The organism is Leptolyngbya sp. FACHB-8, from assembly GCF_014695575.1.
Taxonomy (GTDB): Bacteria; Cyanobacteriota; Cyanobacteriia; order Elainellales; family Elainellaceae; genus Vacuolonema.
Genome location: NZ_JACJOO010000064.1, coordinates 119,243 through 138,794 on the forward strand (window position 1 = coordinate 119,243; position 19,552 = coordinate 138,794).

Below are 19,552 nucleotides of genomic sequence, written 5' to 3' on the forward strand. Positions count from 1 at the left end.
GGTCTGATGTTGACACAGTTCGTACAAGTTGAGGTGCCCCTGCAAAACAACCCGGCGCACCTGGAACGAGCGATCGCCCAAACACTCCAAACCCATGGCGACCCGCTCCGCTGGGCCATTACCGGTATTGATGCAGTGCAAGGAATTGCCCGCATTGAAGCTGTGGTGACAATTTCAACGAGGGTAGTGTGAATCAGCGACCTTACACGGCCATGGTGGTCATCCCCACCGGAATTGGCGCGGCGATGGGGGGCTATGCTGGCGATGCCCTGCCCGTGGTCCGGGCGATCGCTCAGGTTGCCGATCGGGTCATTACCCATCCCAATGTTTTAAATGGAGCCAGCCTCTACTGGCCGTTGCCCAACGTTTTCTACGTCGAAGGCTATGGGCTCGATCAGTTTGCATCGGGGCATTGGGGGCTGCGCCCTGTACACCAAAACAGAATCGGGCTGCTGCTCGACCAGGGAATTGAGCCCGATCTGCGGTGGCGTCACTTACAGGTCGCTGATGCTGCTCGGGCTACCCTGGGGCTTTCTCTGACCGATTACGTTGTCACGGATCAACCCCTGGGAGTCGAGCTGCGTACCGCTTCTTCTGGGGCAACGTGGGGCACCATTCAACATCCCGATAGTTTGCTGCGTGGGGCAGAGCGTCTGATTCAAGCAGGGGCAGAAGCGATCGCCATTGTTGCCCGCTTTCCTGACGACGAAGGTAGCCCCGAGCTACAGAGTTATCGGCATGGGCAAGGAGTTGACCCGCTGGCAGGAGCTGAGGCGGTTATCAGTCACCTGCTGGTGCGTCAGTTTCGCGTACCTTGCGCCCATGCTCCAGCCCTCTCGCCATTACCCTTAGATCCTGACATTTCTCCCCGTTCGGCTGCGGAGGAATTAGGTTATACCTTCTTACCTTGTGTGTTAGCTGGTTTGAGCCGTGCTCCTCATTACGTCACGTCGATAGCTCAAGCGAACGGTATCTGGGCCAATCAAGTGGATGCCCTGGTGGTACCCGAGGGAGCCTGTGGGGGAGCTGCGACGCTGAGCCTGTCTCAAACGGCAACGACACTCATTACGGTGGCTGAAAATACCACACGCATGCAGGTTTCGGCGGAGGCATTGGGGGTACGAGCGATCGCAGCCTCGTCCTACCTCGAAGCCATTGGTATTATGGCGGCTCATCGAGCCGGGGTTGCCCCCTCAGCCCTTCAGCCCCAGATCTCATCTCTAAGGCCCTTACAGGAATCTACAATTTCCCTGAGAATGGCTTAAAAATTAGTCTGGAGTCTAACCCGCAGGCTTACCTTAATATCTTCTGTCACTGTTTCTGATAGACAAATGGTAGTCTGAAGCCATCGCCCCTTGTTTTTGAGAGTGCGATCGCTGTTGACCCATAGATTTCTTTTCTCATGCTCTTGACCTACTGTGGCTGAACTCCCGCCTCCTCAACCCGCTGAATCCTTAAGCCGCGTGCAGCTTCTGGCTGCGATGGGCATGACTGCTGTGGTGCTTCTGATCATCGCTCGCCTCTGGATCTGGCTGGATGATGTGCCGCTAATGGCAACCAAGCTAACGACAGACGTGTTACTTCTAGGTTGTGTCATTGGCTTGGGCATTACGCTGTGCAGTGAGGGGTTGTATCGCATCTGGAAGGACTACCGAGAGGGAGCCGACGTCTATCTGAGTATGATTCTCAGACCTCTTAAAATGGCTGATCTCATTTGGTTGGGGGTTCTACCCGGCATGAGTGAAGAACTGCTATTTCGAGGGGTTATGCTTCCGGCGATCGGGCTGAACTGGTTTGGGATTCTCATTTCCAGCCTGTGCTTTGGGGTGTTGCACTTTTTTAGTCCGCGTCACTGGTGCTATGTGGCTTGGGCAGCAGTTGTCGGTGGAGTTTTGGGCATCAGCGCTTTACAGACCCAAAACCTTTTAGTGCCCGTCGTAGCGCACATCGTGACCAACATCCTCTCCAGTCTCCTCTGGAAGTACAAGCAGGCACATCACTGAAGGATTTCTGGCAGCAATTCTCAGTATGGGCATCAAAGCCAAGAGTTCACGCCCGTAGGGCGTGAACTCTTGGCTTTGATGCCCGAAAATCGTTCACATGGGGCAGCGGTTTTCGGGCTGGATTCCAAAATGAGAGTTGCTAATAAACGGCTGAGGCGTTCTTTCGAACGCCTCAGCCGTTTATGCTTTGATTTTTTAAATTTTATCGTACTTGACGGGAAACAAATTTCTCGAAGCTAGCTTGAGTCTGGTGTAGTAGGCTTTCACGACTATCCATCGACTGAGTGAGAGTCGGTACAAGCTTGCGAGCTTGCAGAGCCATGTGGAGTTGAAGATGTGCAACGTATTCGCTGAAGTCTTCCCGCTCAGGAGATGAAGAAAGATGTTCAGGATGGGTGATGACAGTGTTCTCGTTCATCCGCTTCAAACGCTCAAGTATTGCTCAACCAACACTGTTGAAGCTATCACGAGGGTAGCCCTCTTTGGAAGCCTGCAACGAACCGTAATGCTTTTTACCCCCTTCGGTTGAGTTTTGTAAAAGAATTTGTACGAACTGTAACCTACTTCATTACGCGCCTTGAGTTTGAATCAGCTACGGTTGTTTTTGTGAAAACCCGCCCAGCGCAGTTTTTACAAAAACAACCAGATTTTAAGCACTTGAAAAGCGCTGTAAGCTGCTCAGAAAAAAGTTTGGGAAAGGAGTAGCTTCGCCGATTCTTTCCCAAAAGCACTCCTTTGAGCATAAGAACCGCTATAGGATAAAGCCATCAGTTTGACAAAAACGCGATGCAGAACACCCGCCTTAATCGCCTTGTTAGCGGTACAACGCAGCAATTTGGCCAGTGGATTCGTAACCCCTGGCGGCGTATTTCTCTGATTGTGTTAGGGCTGCTCTTTGGCAACTTCCTGGCAACAGCTTTTGCCACCAGTGCCGGACAACAGGCTGAGCTGGATATTTTGGCAGGGGCAACCCTGGTAGCTTTCACGGAGGGAACCAGTTGGTTCTTCTACAGACGCAGTGGTCGGGGAGGCCGAACGGTACTCCCCAACGAACCAAGAGCCCTGCTGACAGAAGTGCTGAACGCGATCAAAATTGGGCTTACCTACGGCCTGTTTATTGAAGCCTTTAAGCTGGGAAGCTAAAGGGTGAATATGGATACTAAGCTGGAAGGTTATCTACAAGGAGTCTTAAGGGGAGAGGTACTGACATCAGAGGCGATCGCCTACCTCTCCGCCATCCCCTCTGCCTTTTCCCAGAGCCCGTCGGCGCTGCAAAAACGGGCTGCCCAACTGCACCAGTATTTCCCCGCTATTGAGGATTTGTGTCTCAACACCTTGGACTGGTCTCAGGTACCCCTCCTGACCCTGTGGCAACTCTGGCTTCCTCTGGCACAGCAAATCGTGGCCTTACGGACCGAGCGGCAGCGGCCCGTTATCCCTGGTTTTTTGGGTGGTCAGGGAACAGGGAAAACAACGCTGGCTCAAATCTTGACCCGCTTGTTGACCGCTATGGGTTGCTGCGTTGCTAGCCTTTCCCTGGATGACCTTTATAAAACCCACGAGGAACGCCAGCGTTTACTCGAAACGGACCCGCGCCTGCGCTGGCGAGGCCCACCCGGAACCCATGATGTTGAGGACGGGCTGAAGGTTTTGCACCAGGTACAAATGGGTACAGATGCACCCATTTGGGTTCCTCGTTTTGACAAGTCCCTGCATGGAGGGATGGGCGATCGCATTCCCCCTGAGCCTATCACCAGCATTGATGTACTGCTCTTTGAAGGGTGGTTTGTGGGGATTCGCCCTATCAACCCCGCCCTGCTGGAAACTGCCCCCCCGCCTATTGTGACGGAGAGCGATCGCACATTTGCCCAGGACTGTAATACTCGCCTGCATGCCTATATCCCCCTGTGGGACTTGCTAGACATGCTGGTCGTCTTGAACCCCGTGGATTACCGCTTCAGTAAAACGTGGCGGAAACAGGCAGAACATCAGATGGTGAAACAGGGGCGATCTGGCCTATCCGATGATGAGATTGAGCAATTTGTGGAGTACTTTTGGAAAGCTCTGCATCCAGAGTTGTTCTGGCCACCGTTATTGCAGGACTCGCAGCGGGTTGATGTGATTGTGGACATTCAGGCCGATCACGCGCCTGGGATGGCGTATCGGCCGGGACACAAACCCTTGGGTTAGGCCGTTCAAAAGCCGAGTTCGTAGAGCTGCACGTTTTCCTGCTCGTTGGGGTCGTTACGAGCGACAAGGGCGATCGCCACTTCCGTGTCACTCAAATTGCGCGGCTGATGCGGCACCCCAGCGGGAATGAAGATGAAGTCTCCCGTCTCATTGATGACCGATTCCTTAAGACCCTCACCATAAAGGGTTTCGACGCGACCTTGCAGGAGATAAATTGCCGTTTCATACCCCTTATGGAAGTGAGGTTCCGCCTGGGCACCGGGAGGAATCACGACCATATTCATGGATATTCCTGTCGCCCCTACAGTCGCTTCAGAAATGCCCACGTAATTCGGTAGCCGCTGAACGGTGTCGATGGTGACATTCGGTCGTACCGTTCTGATCTTTTCTTGCATAAGAGTCCCTCAACCGGTAAGTCTATAACGCTGTGCGTGTGGACTCAGTCAGGTAGGTGGTGCCATTCACGACCCTGACCGCTATCTCTATTGTCAAGCGTTTTTTAGAGGACGGGTGATGCGCATTAAAGTAATTAATCCCAATACCAGTGAGGAAATGACGGCATCGATTGGGGCGATCGCCCAATGCCATGTCGCCCCTACCACAGAAGTTGTCACCGTTTGTCCCCAAAAGGGGCCAGTCTCCATTGAGAGTTTCTACGACGAGTACCTCGCCATCCCCCAGGTGTTAGCAGAAGTGATGCGGGATGAACCCCAGTTCGATGCCTTTGTGCTGGCCTGTTGGGGTGATCCGGGTATTGAAGCCGTGCGGGAAATCACGACCAAGCCGGTGGTAGGGATTGCAGAGGCATCCATGTACGCCGCGAACGCGATCGCCCCACGCTGGTCTGTGATCACCACCCTACGCCGCAGTTACCACATGGTCGAAGCGATTGTGCAACGCACAGGATTGGGCGATCGCTGTGCCTCTATCCGCTGTGTCGATCTTCCGGTGCTCGCCTGTGAAGAAGACCCCTCGGCCATCATCGAAGGGTTATCTCAGATGGGTTTGCTGGCCCTGAAGGAGGATGGTGCAGAAGCACTGGTGCTGGGTTGCGCCGGGATGGGCGGCCTGGATGAGAAGTTAAGCCAGCGGCTGGGAGTTCCCTGCGTGGATGCCGTCGCCGCTGGAGTTCGTTTTGCTGAAATGCTGGCTGGGATGAAATTGCAAACCAGCAAGTGGCTAACCTATCGTTCACCTGAACCCAAGCTTCGCAAAGGAATGGAACATCCATTCTGTTGATGCTACGGGTGCTTTACGCACGTTTGCCCTACCTGGCCGTACGCATGGCAGAGAGTTCTTCCATGAGAGGCATCAGGTTTACCCCATTGATGTACATCTGATCCGTGGGGTAGTTCTCCATCAGCTCCAGCAGCGTAATCTGTTGATCTGAGCCAGTCGATTGGGCAATAGCTGAGCGCAGGGCAGGAATGTTATCCTCTCCCGAACCGGTATGTATGACGTCCGTAAAACGGGCCAGAAGGCGATCGCCCGTAGGCCCATTCATCAAATCATTGAGCAATGTTTCACTCAAAGGCATTGAAGTATTCAAGGCACCCTGGGCGGTAGCTGTATCGACCCCAGCAATTCCCAGGTAGAACGCCAGGGATTGCGACGGTTCCCCAGTACGAGCCAGGGTTTGCAAGTCACGTAAGGGGAAAGAGGCTGACAGAGGCCCGTAGGTTACGACAACTTCCTCAGCCGCCAGGGAGGGTGCTGAATGACCGAAAGCACCTAGAGTCACCAGCAGTGCTAAAGCCCCTGTCCAGCAGACACTCCGGGCGAGGCGGGTTAGAACAGTAGAGAGTAGGGGACGGGAGGCACGCATAGATCTTAAGGATGCACAGAGTAAAGGTCATGTTTGAGTGACGACACCCAGAGTCTAAAAGCTCCCATTGTAGGCTAGGGATCTTCAAATTCTTCTGCCGGGAGTTAAGAACGTTAGGGCCAAGGTGATTAACCAGTCCCAATGATACGATTGTTCTCAAATACCCCCAGTTGGGTTTCTAAGGATCACCAATAGAACAACCTCAGGACTTATGCAAGCCCGCTATATCTAGAGCATTTATGTTGTAGTTGGGGGGCAAAGCACCCCAACTACAACATAAATATGTAAGTCCTGAACCTGTCCTTCTTTTTGCGGGAGGGGCGGCTGCGCTGCCAATCCTACACAAAGAAGGACAGGTTATTAAATAAATGCACGCTCCTAAGGAGACAACATTGCAGAACAGAATAAAAGCGATCGCCTGCGCTGAACCGTTCTTGCCATTTATCTGCACTCAGTACAGGCAAACTGACACGAACTGTCCAGTATTAAGCGGCGGCAATCAACCAATTCCAAACGGAGGCAAACTTAAGCCAGCGAAGACTAGTAGGCTGCGGCCTAAGTTCACAACCTATGTTTTGTGTGGGGTGCTTCGCACCCCACACAAAACATAGGTGATGGATTTCCGCCTCAGCGTACTAGAGTGTTGTTACTTTGTAATGCAAAGAATTCTATTCCTTGGGAATAATGGTGGATGTCACAAATCCCGATTGCTTGGATGCGTGCAGAAAATGGGTGTCATGCCATCCCCCCGCATCCCCCAAATCGGTTGATAATTAGTAATTAGATGAATCATGCATAACACCGAGATCATCGGCTGTTCCAGGAACGCATTGCCATGAGCCTCTGTATTAATCCAAACTGCGCCCAACCCGACCACCCTGGCAATGATGGGAGCCGCTACTGCCAGAGCTGTAAGTCTGACATGGTATTGCAGGGGCACTATCGGGTGATGCGGCTGGTCAACAATCGAAGTGGCTTTGGCCGAGTCTATGAAGCCTATGAACGCAATATCCCCAAAATTCTCAAAGTTCTAAAGTCTGCTCATAATCACAATGCCAAGGCCGTACAACTGTTTCAGCAAGAAGCTTACGTGCTGAGCCAGTTGAACCATCCCGGCGTACCCCGGGTTGAAGGGGAAGGTTACTTCCAGTTCCACCCGGCAGATGGAGGGGAGCCCCTGCACTGCCTGGTCATGGAAAAAATTGATGGTCCTAACCTGAAAGAATGGATGCGCCAACAGGGCGGCCATACCATCAGCGAAAAGCAGGCACGAGAGTGGCTATGGCAAGTGGCCGATGTGCTTCATCTGGTGCACCAACAACATTACTTTCATCGGGACATTAAGCCAGAGAACTTGATGCTTCGCTCCAACGGCCAAGTGGTGCTGGTGGATTTTGGGGCAGCGCGGGCTGTCACTGAAACTTATATGGCCCAATTAGGGGCCACCGGAGGAATGACTCGCATCAGCTCTGCTGGCTACACTCCTCCCGAACAGGAGAAGGGGCAGGCCGTACCTCAGTCTGATTTCTACGCTCTCGGCTGGACGTTTATCTATCTGTTAACGGGGAAGCAACCCACCGATCCTGAGGTCTACGATCCGTTAATGGATGCGGCTCATTGGCGTGAATTTGCGCCACAAATTTCACCCGCCTTTGGAGATTTTATCGATCGCCTGATCGCTCCCCGGGCGGTCGATCGCCCCCAGACAACTACAGCTCTGCTCAATGCTTTAGGGAACCTACCCGATCTCACAACTTCGTTGCCCGGCCTACAACCTCTCACCGCTGTGGAACCCTCCAGCGACATTACAGAGCCCCTGTATAACCCGGATAACTCTGCTCCCCTGACCAGTCTGCCCTTTGTCCACTACGCCGCCACCAATGGCCACCAGGATTCTAGTGCCAGCGCGAATGGTCACAAGGATTCTGATGCCAGCGCGTTGGATACCAAGCCGGGTTCGAAGCCATTGTCTAACAAATCTCTAGTCGATTCAGGCCGATGGATGTGGGTTGGCAGCGGCATTCTGACTTTGATGTTGGTGACAGGAGGGGTGAGCTGGTGGATGGTGCAGGAGACTAACCGGACAGGTACACTACCGTTCCCAGCCCTATTTGGCCGTCTCCCTGACAGCCTGCCAGTGGAACATATCAAACCTCAAGCGATTTTGACGGGTCACGCTGGATTTGTAAACCAAACCATCTTCACCTCGGATATGAAGACCCTGATCAGTGCTGGAGCAGATGGTCAGATTTTGCTGTGGGATCGGCAAACTGGACAAAAAATCCAGGCTCTACCCGAAGGCCATAGTAGTTTTATCAATGCGTTGGCCCTGAGCGGCAATGGTCGATGGTTAGCCAGTGGTGGTGCCGATGATGCGATCATCATTTGGCAAATGGACCGAAAAACCAGGACAGGCAAGGTGCTTCACACCCTGACGGGGCATACCAGCCCAGTCAACACCCTGGCCATGACACCCAATAACGTTTTGGCCAGCGGCGGTGCTGACAACACGGTGCGGACCTGGGACGTCGCAACTGGCAAACCCTTACGTACCTTCAATAGCCATGAGGGCATTGTGAATGCGATCGCCATCAGCCCCAATGGGAAGTACCTGGTAGCTGTCGGAACAGCCCCCGAGGCCGTCCTTTGGAATCTCGATACAGGCCAGGAGATGAAGCGTCTTAACGGGTATGACGGAAATCTTAATGCGGTTGTATTCAGCCCCGACGGATCTAGTGTGCTCGCTGCGGGAACGGAGCGCAAGGTCTATATTTGGGATGCCCGTACAGGTGAACTGGAGGATACCTTAGAAGGGACAACGGGTTATATTAATAGCCTTTCCATGCAGGGCTTAGGCAACCGTCTGCTGGGCACCGACTCCGATGGCAAGCTGTATCTGTGGGATTTGCGCAATCACGTCTTATCCCACATTTTCAAGGGAGACGACGGCCCGCTGGATCACATGACCGTTAGCAGTGATTGGCGCGTTATCGCAACCGGCAAAGGTACAGATAAGGTCTATCTCTGGGAAACGCCCCCTGCTGCAGTGCAGTAATTCCTAAGAATCAACCCGCATAGCGCTATAAAACAACCTGTCATTGTTTTTGAGGGAGCTAAGCTCCCTCAAAAACAATGACTAAACGTCCAGAACAGCACCATGGTTATCCCTGGGGAGATGGGCTGGCGCTAGGACTTGGGGTTGCTCCCGGAGGGGGTAAAGGTGGGGCTTCTCCTTCCTTACGAAGGCGCAAATACAGGTCGAAGCGGCTCGTGCGATCGCTTCCTAGAGCGCTGGTCATACCGATTTGCTGCATGGCCTCCATGGCTGTAGCGGCCCCTTGGGGAAACTGCGGCAAGGGTAGGCTGCCACCCAAGCTTCGTAAACCATCAACATCAACGAATACACGCCCATTGTGAGCAGCCAGTTCTCTAGATTGAGTGGCCTCGAACAGGTCGTTATTCTTTAGTAGAGTTTTTGGGGCTGGGAGCACGGTATTAATGCTTCCAGCTCCCAGGGTCAGCACCGCGGTATTGTCATCCAGCCAGCCGTGGGTTACCGTCAGGGAACCAAAAGGCGACACCCAGTTCACCAGAGATTTGCCACCAATTTCAATGGGGCTAACGCGAAACTGATACCGCTCACCCATCACGGCGTCTAGTTTTTCAAAGGTTGCTTCCGCCGCTGCGCGATCGCTTGTCTGAGCCAGCAGCACTACCCCGACCTGGGCTGTTCCGGAGGGAGCCGTCATCGGCACCAGTGCCAGAGCAAATTCCCCATCCATCCATTTCAAGAAATCATTGTTCCAATCCAGCCCAGTGGTGCGATTAATGCCCTGCTCAAAGGTGCTGGGGTTCAGGGGATTGGCGGGGCTGGCGATCGCCTGTTGACGATAGCCTTCCCAAAACTGCCGCATGTTTCCCCCCGACATCAAGAGGCGGGTTGCATCGGGCAGCAGGGCTGGCAGTTCCCCTGCATCGTTGCTAACGGTGTAACGGGTTTCACTATTTGGAGCCAGCCAGTTTGAGCCTAAAATGCGTAAGCCCTGAGATTCCAACGTCATGTTGGCAACGACTCCCTGATTCCGCTGCACAGGGGTCAAACTGAGCAGGGGGACAGGTTGAGCCGTGTTAGCTGCGACCACCTGACGCACTTCTGGCCCATTCAGGTAAAGCTGCAAAAACGGTTGATCGACACGGCTATTGGCAAGAGCCTCTCGATATCCTGCGGCATCCCTCAGGGCCGGACGACCTTTGTAGGTATCAATCACCCGCTCCACAGCGCTGGCTTGATTACTGACCACGGCATATTTACCTTCCAGCACAGTTGCCGCATAGCTCTGCTCCCCCTGCCCGGTCACCTCACGAATGGTAAACCCCTGGTAGTCGCGGGTCTTCACCTGTTGCCCTGTCGCTCCAGGCGCATTTTCCAGGACCTGCCGGGCTCTCCCTGCATCGGCGATCGGCAAAATCGCCACCAAAGGCAATGGCTGCTTCGGATCGACCAGGGTGGCCAATCCTTCAGGTGCCTCCGGTGATGCTTGAGGAGATCCGGTCGGAGATGGGGAGGGCGATGGGGGCGTTTCACTATCCCAGGGCAGGAATGCCAGCGTTACATCCTCACCCACCCAGGGTTGAATATCCCGGCGATATTGCAGGCCATTGGCTGTGAGAAAGCGATCGCGCCAACGCACCAATTGCGCATCAAATTGTGACCGCGATTGCGGTGTACCAAACCCCCGCAGCCGTCGCCATTGCCCCTCATTGGTGCTGACGGTCATGCTCATCACCGCATCCTGCGGTAGAACCTCCACCCCAACGGGCACCACCGCTCCCGCTCCCGGCCCCCGTGCCAAACGATAACCGAGATACCCCCCCAGGGTAAGGGCGATCGCCGTTCCCGTCGCTACCACTACATAAGGATTAAATTTCTTACCCGACAAACGCTTCATTTCGGTTCTACCCGCCTAGCCAATACAGAGACACAAGGCCTATCAATGCAGCAACCCTACAGCATCTTAGAGGATGTTTGAAAATTCCAAGCAGGTTGATCTGCGGTGTTACGCCCATGAAATCAACGGTTCAAACAACTTCTTAGAAGTCTCATCTTAACGAATGTTCCAGGGCTCCTTGGGAGATTTACCTTTAGGAAAAATCCTCCCAACTGAGACGTATATAGCCGTTATTGCATGACACTAGCCTTAAGTTTCAGACCTCCGGATTCTGCGAGAATCCGGAGGTCTGAAAGCTTAAGTAACATCTGTTTGAGATCAGCTGACGTGCTCATTTCTCCGGGCACTCTACACACTCAAAGTGAGCGTTTTTGAAGCCCACATACTGGGCAGCGCTCGAAAACATGCTAATAGCCAGTCGTGCTTATGATCAGAAGTGGCGCGGCCAGCTGTGTTGAAGCAGGAACCAACCGCGCTTTGATGAATCAGGTGTTAGCCAAAGCTGTAGTGTTTTTTAACCGCAGCCTGAATCTTCCAGGTACAAGCCATCCCAGCCGGAAAGGTTACGAGATCTCCCTTCCCCATCGGCACAGGGTCACCCCCCTCCGGTGTCACAATGACATCTCCTTCCAGAAAATAGCAGGTTTCAGCATCATCGTAGACCCAGGGAAACTCTGACACCTCTTTTTGCCAGATGGGCCAGGTGAATACACCCTGCTGCTCTAGATCGGCTGGAGCGGGTTGTCGCTCAATACGAATGGTTTGAGTGGCTTGGCTCATGGTTATGTCTCCAGATACGACATTTGAGGTTTTGGGCAAGTACGGCTGAGCCATGCTTGCCGGAGACTCAAGGTTGCTTTTGAGGATACACCGCCGCGAACAAAGCTGAGTAGTCAGCATCTACCAGTTCAGCTTGAGCACAGGCATCCTCTAAAATTTGCCGGATTCCTTCCAGGCTATCCACTCGCACTCCAGCGGCTTGGGCTTCTGCCAGGAAGAGCCGCACATCTTTCAACATGTGCCGAGTGGGGAAATTGGGATTGGCAAAGTCGCGATTCAACATCCGATCCAACTTCTTATCGAAGGTCGAAGCATAGAGCGCACTTTCGCGCAGAATTCCCATGAACGTCTCCACATCTACCCCTTGTTCCTGCACAAAGGCAAGGCTTTGGGAAAAGGCTGTCGTTAAGGAGGCAATCAGCTGATTGAGAGCCAATTTCAGGGCCGCAGCACTACCAACAGGGCCGATATGTTGCGGTTCTCCAAGATGTTGCAGGAGTGATCGCCATGTCTCAAACTGCTCTGGCGTACTGCCCACCATGATCTGCAACGTCCCTGCCTCTACCTGGGGAATGCTGCCCAAAACTGGAGCTTCCAGGTAATGACCTCCAGCCGCTTCAGTATCTGTTTGCAATGCACGACTTTCATTGGGGCCAATTGTACCCATTTGAACCAGAGTGCCCCCACTCAACTTTCCAGAGACATCCTCGGAGAACAGCAGAGAGCGGATAGCCCTGGCATCACTGACCATGAGTAAAACCGCTTCCGTTTCCTGAAAGAGGTGGGGGAGAGAGGGGGCGATCGCCACTCCCTGCGCTTGCAACGACGCTAACTTATCAGAACTCCGGTTCCAAACCATCGTCGGCACCCCAGCTGCATGAAGTCGCGCTGCCATCGGTGCCCCCATCAACCCAGTGCCTATTAGTCCAATTGTCATCGGCTCTCCCTCTCACATCTGCACTCTCAAGCCTACAGCGATCGCCTGTCATAAAGAGGAGAGGGGGATGCGTTGCATCCCCCTCTCCTCTTTATGACAGGCAAGTTTTTAAGCAAGGTGTTTTTGCAAAATCGAGCGGGGAGCTTTTCGAACCCGACAGCGAATGGTTTCATGGCCCAACCGCGTGCAAGCTTCGTAACGGTGACAGCCCGAAAAGCCGTAATACTGGCCATCCACCTCCAGCACATCAATCGGCTCCTGCTGACCAACTTCCTGAATTGACTGCATCAGGGCGATCACCTTGGCCGGGTCATTTTGCCGCAGGAAGGGGCGGCGAATTTGATTGAGAGGAATATCTTCAATACGCATAAGGAACTTCTCAGCATCTCTTCCTAAATCATACTCATAATGAGTATGAGTTGCAAAGAATGCGTGAGGTTGCCCATGTCTCTCTACGTTCAGGGCTTAGTCGTTCCTGTTGTGAGTGATGGGCTTCGCACACAACAGGAATGCACTCAACATAGAAGACATGTTTTTAAGAGCGCTGGTCTTCCAACAATTGCCGAATTTGTTGGAGTTCCACGAGAATCTCCTTCAGAATGGCGTGGGTCGTATTTTCTGTTGGCTCACGCTTCTCAATCAAGACCTGCTTAATACCCAACACATCACGGGCAAAGCGGGCGACCTCGTTGGGGTCAAACTTTAGCGGTTCATCGCGATTCTGACGCAGTTCGGGGTTAAGGCGCTTGGGGTCATACTCCATATTGAGGCGGTTGGGGTCTGTGTTGGCGTAACGGTAAACCGACGCCCGAGAGCGGTTCAAGACCCGTTGTACCGCATCAATATCCATGTATCCCTGACGATTGGTGGCGACTGTTGTGTCAGGTTCCCAATCTGTGCGGTTTGTAGCAAACGCATCCGTCATGGTGAACGTGCTGTTTGAAAGATCCTGTTCCATGGTTTAACGCATTTCAAAGCAACCAATTAGAAGATGCTGAGTCAGACTCAAAAGGAGCTGATTTTCGTGCATGTACGCACGAAAATCAACATTTCGGGCACCTCTAAAAACCTTCATTTCACTGAACGTAACAGACTTGCAGATAAGCTGCGAGATGCGAATCAGTGTGTTTAGAAACCCCAGTAACGCCGTGGCCCTGTGTCCAGATGCACCACACTTGGCATGTTGCTGTAGATGCCAATGCCGCCATTCCACCAGCCGAACACCGCGTTAGCAACCTGTCGTCCACTGAGCCCTGACACTTGAATATCAGCAGCCCGGCCAAACAGGTGTTGACTCCGGCTGGCTCCACCCACCTCGTTGTTCACTTCCGGCGGACGATACCAGGAATTAATCTGGAACGGCCGATCCAGTTGCTCTCGTGCCCGTTGCAGCTGACGGGCCAGGCCAATAATGTTTTCGGTAACGGCAACCGTAGGGGGAATGCGTGAGCCGTTCTTGGTAGCCTCGCCCCAGGTAAAGTTCCCACCCGGAATAATGGGCTGATCCGTATAGACCGTGCCATAGCTCCCCGGAAGCCGGAATCGCGTACCACTGTACTGGGGTGGTGGCGGTGCCGTCGGTGTGGGAGGCGGATAAACAATTTTGCCGCTAAATTCAACCCGAGCATGGCCCTTATAGACGTACCAGGTGCTTAAGTCGTTAACAAAGTCTTTGGGATACTTCAAGGCAAACTTGATGTGGTCGTCAAAATCACCTTGGGCATCGGCATAAGCATAAGATTGAAGAATCCAGGTGCTACCCTGGGCAACATCAACTTTTTCATTTGCCGGAAGCTGGGAGGTCTGCAGTGGGCGGCGCTTGAAGAGGGTGCTACGCGTTACTCGCAGCACAAAATCATTCGGCTCAATTTTGGGATAAACAACCTCTCCATCAAATTCCACATAGGCATGTTGGTCATACACATACCAGGTGCTACGACCATTTAGAAAATCTTCCTGGTCGTTAATAGAGATTTTGATGTGGTTGCTGAAATCACCCTGGCTGTCAGCATAAGCATAGGACTGCAAGACAAAGCGCCGACCAGCAACTACATTCACCGTTTCGCTGGGGTCCAACACAGACGTTTGCAGGGGACGTCGCTTGAAGGTTGTATCGCGTACCACCTTGAGAATTGGAAGTGATTGTTGATCCTCATGGGGATACACAATCACTCCGTCAAACTCTACCTGAGCGTTGGAGCTATGGACGAACCAGGTGTTAAAGCCCTGAATGGATTGGCCCATCAAAGCAAACTTGATGTGGCCGTCAAAGTCACCGTTAATGTCGGCGTAGGCATAGGATTGAAGCTGGTACGTCTGCCCGGCCTTAACGGCGTAGGTTTCTCGGGGCGAAAGTTCGGCGGAGGGATCTGGGCGCAGTTTAAACAGGCCGTCCCGTATGACTCGCAGAATTCGCTGCACCATTGCATTGCCTCGTCGCTAGGGTTTCCTTTTCTTGGAAAGTAGCCCAAGGAGCTATTTCCCCTTCACCTTATACACCGTCGATCGCCCAATGAACATAACATTTCGCAACAGAGACGACTAATTTTGACGGAGTAGATGGGAGACCACAGATTTCCGCTCAAAACCATAGCTGAATCCGCTCAAAGTAGAAACGTACTGAGGGAGCAGTTAATTCTCATTCTCAGGAGCTACAAGTTTTTATTGACTGTACTTTAACCTCAGTTTGGGTTAAGGGCTTTTTCGAGAGGCGCGCAAGGCGCGCCCCTCGAAAAAGCCCATTTTGTCGTGCGCTATACGCACGACAAAACGGGCTTTTGGGCTTATCCCGAATTGAGGTTACTTTATGCAGCATTTTCCGGTCTGATGAGGTTCGAGAGATGGATATGGAGCGCAGTCCCACATCCATCTCTCATGCCCCACTGGGTTATAGCTTCACAGCTCCATTGCGGCAAATAAGGATGCTACCTGACGCAAATCGACATTGCCGCCGCTGAGAATAACGCCGACTCGGCTTCCTGAAGGCACGGCATAAAAGTTCTCCAGCAAGGCTGTAGCCGCCAACCCTCCCGTCGGTTCCAACACCAACTTCATCCGCTCCCATAGGAAAAAGAGTGTGCGAAGGAGCGCTTGATCGGGCACCGCCACCATATCGGTCACATAATGCAGCACCAGCGGAAAGGTCAACTTCCCTAGAAATGGTGTGCGAGCCCCATCGGCAATCGTGTCAGGATTATGCACCGTTTGCAGAGTGCGGCTGTAGAAAGATCGGGTGGCATCGTCTCCAGCAGCAGGCTCTACCCCGACCATCCGGCAGTTTGGAGCAAGGTGGTGAGCCGCGATCGCACTTCCCGACAACAACCCACCTCCTCCACAACACACCAGCAGGTAATCCAACGGCCCCACGTCCTCTAACAATTCCTTCGCTGCCGTTCCCTGCCCCGCAATAATGTGCGGATGATCGTAGGGCGGGATGATCACAGAACCCTGCTCTGTAGCCAGTTCCTGGGCCAGGGCTTCTCGGTTTACGGAGGTGCGATCGTACAGCCGCACCTCTGCCCCATAGCCCTGAGTTGCCTGCTGTTTAACGACAGGAGCATCGTCCGGCATGATGATGGTCGTGGCGACCCCAAGTAGTTGGCCTGAAAGGGCGATCGCCTGGGCATGATTACCTGACGAAAAGGTGAGAACACCGCGTTGACGCTGTTCGGGGGTGAGTTGAGCGATCGCGTTATAAGCTCCCCGAAACTTAAATGATCCCGTCCGCTGGAAGTTTTCACACTTGAAAAATACCTCGCAGCGTGTGCGTTCATTCACCGTACGGGAGGTCATCACAGGAGTCTTGTGGGCAACACCAGATAACCGTTCTGCCGCTGCCGCTACATCAGCAAAACTGACGGGTAATTCCGCTGCATCTGCCACAAATTCAGAAGCATGAGTTGCCATCGCCTAAGTCTCCGGGTTGTATAGGGCCATGCGCTTAAAACGAGGAAGATTGTTTTTGAAAAGCCATGCAGAGTGTAGCTTTTCAAAAATTAACCTGTCCGAATCAGGTTCGTAAGGCTATATAGCGCTTTGCGTGTTGATTCAGTACGGTGGTGTAGGGCGCTTCGCACCCTACACCACCATTTTTGTACTTAACGCATTTGCACGCCGCTATATCCGGGCCGATGGAATCACTCTAGAACCCGAAAGAGGATGGGTGGCGCAACGCACCACCCATCCTCTGTTTTGGAACAATACGAGCTTTATAGAATTACGCGTTATACGCAGCCCGGATTTCCTCGATCCGCTTGCGATTCAAGCCCAAGTCAGACTGCCCCAGACGCGATGCCGATCGCACGTGCAGTGTACCCGTTTCGGCATCCGCAAAGAATTCTACATCGTCCACAAAACCCATCAATGGTGTTGTGAATTCGGCATAGAGGTAGTTTTCCGTTTGTTGGATTACTTCCGTGCGGGGCAGGTTGGTGATGACCGATTTGAGGCGGGCGATCGCCTCCGGAGCACTGTCAGTAAAGGTCAACGGTGCAACATAGTGTTCTGCATCCGCTTCAAGGCTTTGGCTACAAACACAGTTGGGAGAACCAGGGCAGGCTGCCAGCTTGCCGTCTTTGACGCCCAGGGTAGCAGGGCGAGTACCGGAAAAAGAAAACAGCGATTTCTTAGCCATGGTTTGAGCTATCAATACATCGGAAGGGGAAAGGGACAAGGGATAGGCTACGGCAGGAGCAGCCGTTCCTATAAACAGCGCAACGGCCACCAGCCATGTCATCAAAATTTTCAGCATAAACTTCTCAGAACAAACTCCAGGATGGATAACGTTGCGTTCAATGAACGTCTATAGCCATCCTATAGCGCCACATCCCACTCCTCAATGAATAGACCTCCTGCATGAATCGTTTTTTTGGGGCGTGAATCGTTGCGCGGCGGAGCCACGCAACGATTCACGCAGGAGTTCTAATACTTCTACGAAAGAGGTGCAAAGATGGCCCTTGCAGCCAGCTTTAAAACACGCCCTAATACTTTTCCAGGTAACGCTTCAATTCCTGGGCCATGCGACGTAGCCCCCGCTGTTCCTCCCTGCGAATAAATGGCAGAAAAACGCTCGATAGTGCGCCTGAAAATCTGACCCGGTGGGTATAGCGCGTCCGATTTCGCCCCACCTCCTGTAGCTCAAATCCATGCTGACAGCGAAACCCAGGAGCCGTGTAAACCCACTGCAAACTCACATCGGGTTGCACCAGCGTAATTAACGGCTCAATTTCTGTTTCTGTCTCCCGTGACTCTCGCTTCAGCCATAGCTTAACCGTCTCCCCCTGGCGAAATGGCCGTTCGGGTGAGCGATCGTATAGATACGTGTTCCAGTACAGCCAGTCGCGCTTCCGTACCAGAGCATCCCAAACCGCCGCTCGGGGCGCATTAATTTCAATCTCGGTGTAAAGGCTGGGCATAGTTAAACCAGATACTTCACATAGGCGCGATCGCACCGCGTTGTTTCTACTTCCGGGCTGGGCAAATAGCCATGCCCCTCATACAGGCGCACGGCTTCCTTCAACACACTGGCGGTTTCAATCCAGATTTGGGTATAACCGAGGTGGGCAATCACCGTCTCTAACTCCCCTAACAAAAATCGCCCCAGCCCCAGCCCCCGCGCCTCGGGCACCAGATACATCTTACGGATCTCGACCGCCTTTTCGCCCCGTTCTACCGGATAAAAGGCTGCCGTTCCCACCATACGCCCTTCTTGTTCTACCACCCAAAACTGCCCACCCGTAGCCTGGTAAGCCTGCTCCACGTTCCACACATCCCAGTCGGCCAGATGAGGTTGGCTATCCAGGCCACATTCTTTGAGAACGGTAGCAATCAGGTCAAAGGCCGTTTGGCGATCGCCCGGTTCCCAATCGCGAATCAAAAAATTTTGATAGATCGTTTTCATAAGCCTCTGCATGAGGTTCCAGAAACCCAGTCTCGGCAACGCTCAGGGTCTGAATACCTTTTATCCAACAACACATTAAGAGACTTCTACGGAAATCTCTTTAGCTGTGAATGCGGGGTTCTGGGTGCAGCGTTGCCAGTAATTCGCTCTCCACAGTAGCGAGTTCATCAAGACGGTGGTTAACCGTATCCCGATCGAAGTCAGCGATCGCTAACGTCCAATAAGCCCCATAATGCCGCGCCTCTGAAGCCATCAATCCTCGATAGAAAGCAGATAGTTCTGGGTCGGGGCAGTGGGCCGCCAGCAAACCCAACCGTTCATGGCTTCGGGCTTCAATCAGTCCGGCTACTAGCAGTAAATCCAGCATCCGCTCCGGCTCATCGCGCCGAACCTGCGCTTTCAGCCCAGCTCCATAAGGTGGAGCCGAAAGGGGAGCCAGGGGAACGCCCCGACGGTCGAGCCATTGGTTGACCCGTTCGAAGTGTTCCAGTTCTTCCTGAGCGATCGCCGTCAATGCCCGCACCAATTTCCGATGGGAGGGATAGCGAAACATCAAATTGAGGGCAACGCTGGCTGCCTTGCGTTCGCAGTGGGAATGGTCGAGTAGAACCGTATCGAGATGGGCGATCGCCTGCTCTATCCACGCCTCTGAGGTGGGCTGTTTTAGAAATTTGATCGGTTTAGGGGCCAAAGTTTCCACAGGCAAATCCAGCAACTGTTGCAAAGCAAGCGGTGCAGGTTATTAGATATAACCCAACCGCGTCTCTTCGATCTTATGCCATCCAGGTTAGAACAACGAGAGCGGCCCTGAACCTGGATGTCACTCTAGTAGGCTGCGGCCTAAGTTCGCACCCTACACAAAAACATAGGTGATGGATTTCCGCCTCAGCGTACTAGAAGCTTCATGACCATCCAATACACGAGAACTTACGCTAGCTCGCCTATGTTGGGTGCATTTTTGTTGTGTAT

At 53.1% G+C, this 19,552-nt stretch carries 21 protein-coding genes; 7 read left to right on the forward strand and 14 right to left on the reverse strand.

Annotated features, from left to right (window positions below):
* The first annotated feature begins 6 nt into the window (after positions 1-6).
* The 3 genes from H6F91_RS16530 to H6F91_RS16540 all read left to right on the forward strand — a co-directional run bounded on the left by H6F91_RS16530 (position 7) and on the right by H6F91_RS16540 (position 2,003).
* On the forward strand, positions 7-192 hold the full coding sequence (locus H6F91_RS16530; RefSeq protein WP_190771910.1) for a hypothetical protein: 186 nt from the start codon (positions 7-9) through the stop codon (positions 190-192).
* Positions 189-1,265: a DUF3326 domain-containing protein gene (locus tag H6F91_RS16535; RefSeq protein WP_190771911.1), complete on the forward strand. Its 1,077-nt coding sequence runs from the start codon at positions 189-191 to the stop codon at positions 1,263-1,265. Before H6F91_RS16530 ends, H6F91_RS16535 begins: the two co-directional genes overlap by 4 nt.
* Positions 1,266-1,418: 153 nt before the next feature.
* Positions 1,419-2,003, forward strand: coding sequence for a CPBP family intramembrane glutamic endopeptidase (locus H6F91_RS16540; protein ID WP_347280048.1), 585 nt, complete (start codon positions 1,419-1,421; stop codon positions 2,001-2,003).
* 202 nt (positions 2,004-2,205) lie between these two features.
* Here the strand turns inward: H6F91_RS16540 and H6F91_RS16545 are convergent, their stop codons facing one another.
* Complete coding sequence (locus H6F91_RS16545) at positions 2,206-2,421, reverse strand: hypothetical protein (protein WP_190771912.1); 216 nt, start codon at positions 2,419-2,421, stop codon at positions 2,206-2,208.
* A gap of 368 nt (positions 2,422-2,789) precedes the next feature.
* Here H6F91_RS16545 and H6F91_RS16550 point away from each other — a divergent pair, with 368 nt between their 5' ends.
* Together H6F91_RS16550 and H6F91_RS16555 are read left to right on the forward strand one after the other, a co-directional pair.
* Positions 2,790-3,146, forward strand: a complete 357-nt coding sequence (locus tag H6F91_RS16550; RefSeq protein ID WP_190771913.1) for a DUF565 domain-containing protein — start codon at positions 2,790-2,792, stop codon at positions 3,144-3,146.
* 9 nt (positions 3,147-3,155) lie between these two features.
* Positions 3,156-4,193 (forward strand): glycerate kinase, encoded by a 1,038-nt coding sequence (locus tag H6F91_RS16555; protein WP_190771914.1) that lies wholly within the window; start codon positions 3,156-3,158, stop codon positions 4,191-4,193.
* Between the two features lie 5 nt (positions 4,194-4,198).
* On the opposite strand, the gene H6F91_RS16560 is transcribed toward H6F91_RS16555, so the two are convergent.
* Complete coding sequence (locus H6F91_RS16560; RefSeq protein WP_190771915.1) at positions 4,199-4,588, reverse strand: cupin domain-containing protein; 390 nt, start codon at positions 4,586-4,588, stop codon at positions 4,199-4,201.
* A 118-nt stretch (positions 4,589-4,706) separates the two neighbouring features.
* On the opposite strand from H6F91_RS16560, the gene H6F91_RS16565 reads away from it, so the two are divergent.
* Positions 4,707-5,432, forward strand: coding sequence for an aspartate/glutamate racemase family protein (locus H6F91_RS16565; protein ID WP_190771916.1), 726 nt, complete (start codon positions 4,707-4,709; stop codon positions 5,430-5,432).
* A gap of 28 nt (positions 5,433-5,460) precedes the next feature.
* Here H6F91_RS16565 and H6F91_RS16570 read toward each other — a convergent pair whose 3' ends face one another.
* Entirely contained in the window at positions 5,461-6,018 is a 558-nt protein-coding gene (locus H6F91_RS16570; protein ID WP_190771917.1) for an alpha/beta hydrolase, read from the reverse strand.
* Between the two features lie 835 nt (positions 6,019-6,853).
* Between H6F91_RS16570 and H6F91_RS16575 the strand changes: the two genes are divergently transcribed.
* The gene (locus H6F91_RS16575) at positions 6,854-9,073 is read left to right on the forward strand and encodes a serine/threonine-protein kinase (RefSeq protein ID WP_190771918.1); all 2,220 of its coding nucleotides are present in this window, start codon (positions 6,854-6,856) and stop codon (positions 9,071-9,073) included.
* A 106-nt stretch (positions 9,074-9,179) separates the two neighbouring features.
* Here H6F91_RS16575 and H6F91_RS16580 read toward each other — a convergent pair whose 3' ends face one another.
* The 11 genes from H6F91_RS16580 to miaE form a co-directional block, all read right to left on the reverse strand.
* A complete protein-coding gene (locus H6F91_RS16580) occupies positions 9,180-10,967 on the reverse strand; it encodes a DUF3352 domain-containing protein (protein WP_190771919.1) in 1,788 nt (595 codons plus the stop codon).
* A gap of 492 nt (positions 10,968-11,459) precedes the next feature.
* Positions 11,460-11,747 (reverse strand): cupin domain-containing protein, encoded by a 288-nt coding sequence (locus H6F91_RS16585; RefSeq protein WP_190771920.1) that lies wholly within the window; start codon positions 11,745-11,747, stop codon positions 11,460-11,462.
* Positions 11,748-11,814: 67 nt separating this feature from the next.
* Positions 11,815-12,684, reverse strand: coding sequence for an NAD(P)-dependent oxidoreductase (locus tag H6F91_RS16590; RefSeq protein WP_190771921.1), 870 nt, complete (start codon positions 12,682-12,684; stop codon positions 11,815-11,817).
* Positions 12,685-12,792: 108 nt separating this feature from the next.
* Positions 12,793-13,053 carry a sulfiredoxin gene (locus H6F91_RS16595; RefSeq protein WP_190771922.1) on the reverse strand — a complete coding sequence of 87 codons (261 nt, stop codon included), beginning with the start codon at positions 13,051-13,053 and terminating at the stop codon, positions 12,793-12,795.
* 166 nt (positions 13,054-13,219) lie between these two features.
* Positions 13,220-13,534 carry a resolvase gene (locus H6F91_RS16600; RefSeq protein ID WP_190772021.1) on the reverse strand — a complete coding sequence of 105 codons (315 nt, stop codon included), beginning with the start codon at positions 13,532-13,534 and terminating at the stop codon, positions 13,220-13,222.
* Between the two features lie 278 nt (positions 13,535-13,812).
* The gene (locus H6F91_RS16605) at positions 13,813-15,108 is read right to left on the reverse strand and encodes a D-Ala-D-Ala carboxypeptidase family metallohydrolase (protein WP_190771923.1); all 1,296 of its coding nucleotides are present in this window, start codon (positions 15,106-15,108) and stop codon (positions 13,813-13,815) included.
* A gap of 471 nt (positions 15,109-15,579) precedes the next feature.
* Positions 15,580-16,590 carry a threo-3-hydroxy-L-aspartate ammonia-lyase gene (locus H6F91_RS16610; RefSeq protein ID WP_190771924.1) on the reverse strand — a complete coding sequence of 337 codons (1,011 nt, stop codon included), beginning with the start codon at positions 16,588-16,590 and terminating at the stop codon, positions 15,580-15,582.
* Between the two features lie 310 nt (positions 16,591-16,900).
* On the reverse strand, positions 16,901-17,317 hold the full coding sequence (locus H6F91_RS16615; RefSeq protein WP_347280053.1) for a DUF1499 domain-containing protein: 417 nt from the start codon (positions 17,315-17,317) through the stop codon (positions 16,901-16,903).
* 346 nt (positions 17,318-17,663) lie between these two features.
* Positions 17,664-18,098 carry an SRPBCC domain-containing protein gene (locus H6F91_RS16620; RefSeq protein ID WP_190771926.1) on the reverse strand — a complete coding sequence of 145 codons (435 nt, stop codon included), beginning with the start codon at positions 18,096-18,098 and terminating at the stop codon, positions 17,664-17,666.
* Positions 18,099-18,100: 2 nt separating this feature from the next.
* A complete protein-coding gene (locus tag H6F91_RS16625) occupies positions 18,101-18,583 on the reverse strand; it encodes a GNAT family N-acetyltransferase (RefSeq protein ID WP_190771927.1) in 483 nt (160 codons plus the stop codon).
* 100 nt (positions 18,584-18,683) lie between these two features.
* On the reverse strand, positions 18,684-19,283 hold the full coding sequence (gene miaE / locus H6F91_RS16630) for a tRNA isopentenyl-2-thiomethyl-A-37 hydroxylase MiaE (RefSeq protein WP_347280049.1): 600 nt from the start codon (positions 19,281-19,283) through the stop codon (positions 18,684-18,686).
* Between the last annotated feature and the right edge of the window lie 269 nt (positions 19,284-19,552).

What these genes read in the sequence shown, in the direction of transcription:
- H6F91_RS16530 (WP_190771910.1), top strand. Translation starts at nt 7, where the DNA reads ATGTTGACACAGTTCGTACAAGTTGAGGTGCCCCTGCAAAACAACCCG.
- H6F91_RS16545 (WP_190771912.1), bottom strand. Translation starts at nt 2,421, where the DNA reads ATGAACGAGAACACTGTCATCACCCATCCTGAACATCTTTCTTCATCT.
- H6F91_RS16550 (WP_190771913.1), top strand. Translation starts at nt 2,790, where the DNA reads ATGCAGAACACCCGCCTTAATCGCCTTGTTAGCGGTACAACGCAGCAA.
- H6F91_RS16555 (WP_190771914.1), top strand. Translation starts at nt 3,156, where the DNA reads ATGGATACTAAGCTGGAAGGTTATCTACAAGGAGTCTTAAGGGGAGAG.
- H6F91_RS16560 (WP_190771915.1), bottom strand. Translation starts at nt 4,588, where the DNA reads ATGCAAGAAAAGATCAGAACGGTACGACCGAATGTCACCATCGACACC.
- H6F91_RS16565 (WP_190771916.1), top strand. Translation starts at nt 4,707, where the DNA reads ATGCGCATTAAAGTAATTAATCCCAATACCAGTGAGGAAATGACGGCA.
- H6F91_RS16570 (WP_190771917.1), bottom strand. Translation starts at nt 6,018, where the DNA reads ATGCGTGCCTCCCGTCCCCTACTCTCTACTGTTCTAACCCGCCTCGCC.
- H6F91_RS16575 (WP_190771918.1), top strand. Translation starts at nt 6,854, where the DNA reads ATGAGCCTCTGTATTAATCCAAACTGCGCCCAACCCGACCACCCTGGC.
- H6F91_RS16580 (WP_190771919.1), bottom strand. Translation starts at nt 10,967, where the DNA reads ATGAAGCGTTTGTCGGGTAAGAAATTTAATCCTTATGTAGTGGTAGCG.
- H6F91_RS16585 (WP_190771920.1), bottom strand. Translation starts at nt 11,747, where the DNA reads ATGAGCCAAGCCACTCAAACCATTCGTATTGAGCGACAACCCGCTCCA.
- H6F91_RS16590 (WP_190771921.1), bottom strand. Translation starts at nt 12,684, where the DNA reads ATGACAATTGGACTAATAGGCACTGGGTTGATGGGGGCACCGATGGCA.
- H6F91_RS16595 (WP_190771922.1), bottom strand. Translation starts at nt 13,053, where the DNA reads ATGCGTATTGAAGATATTCCTCTCAATCAAATTCGCCGCCCCTTCCTG.
- H6F91_RS16600 (WP_190772021.1), bottom strand. Translation starts at nt 13,534, where the DNA reads ATGGATATTGATGCGGTACAACGGGTCTTGAACCGCTCTCGGGCGTCG.
- H6F91_RS16605 (WP_190771923.1), bottom strand. Translation starts at nt 15,108, where the DNA reads ATGGTGCAGCGAATTCTGCGAGTCATACGGGACGGCCTGTTTAAACTG.
- H6F91_RS16610 (WP_190771924.1), bottom strand. Translation starts at nt 16,590, where the DNA reads ATGGCAACTCATGCTTCTGAATTTGTGGCAGATGCAGCGGAATTACCC.
- H6F91_RS16615 (WP_347280053.1), bottom strand. Translation starts at nt 17,317, where the DNA reads ATGGCTAAGAAATCGCTGTTTTCTTTTTCCGGTACTCGCCCTGCTACC.
- H6F91_RS16620 (WP_190771926.1), bottom strand. Translation starts at nt 18,098, where the DNA reads ATGCCCAGCCTTTACACCGAGATTGAAATTAATGCGCCCCGAGCGGCG.
- H6F91_RS16625 (WP_190771927.1), bottom strand. Translation starts at nt 18,583, where the DNA reads ATGAAAACGATCTATCAAAATTTTTTGATTCGCGATTGGGAACCGGGC.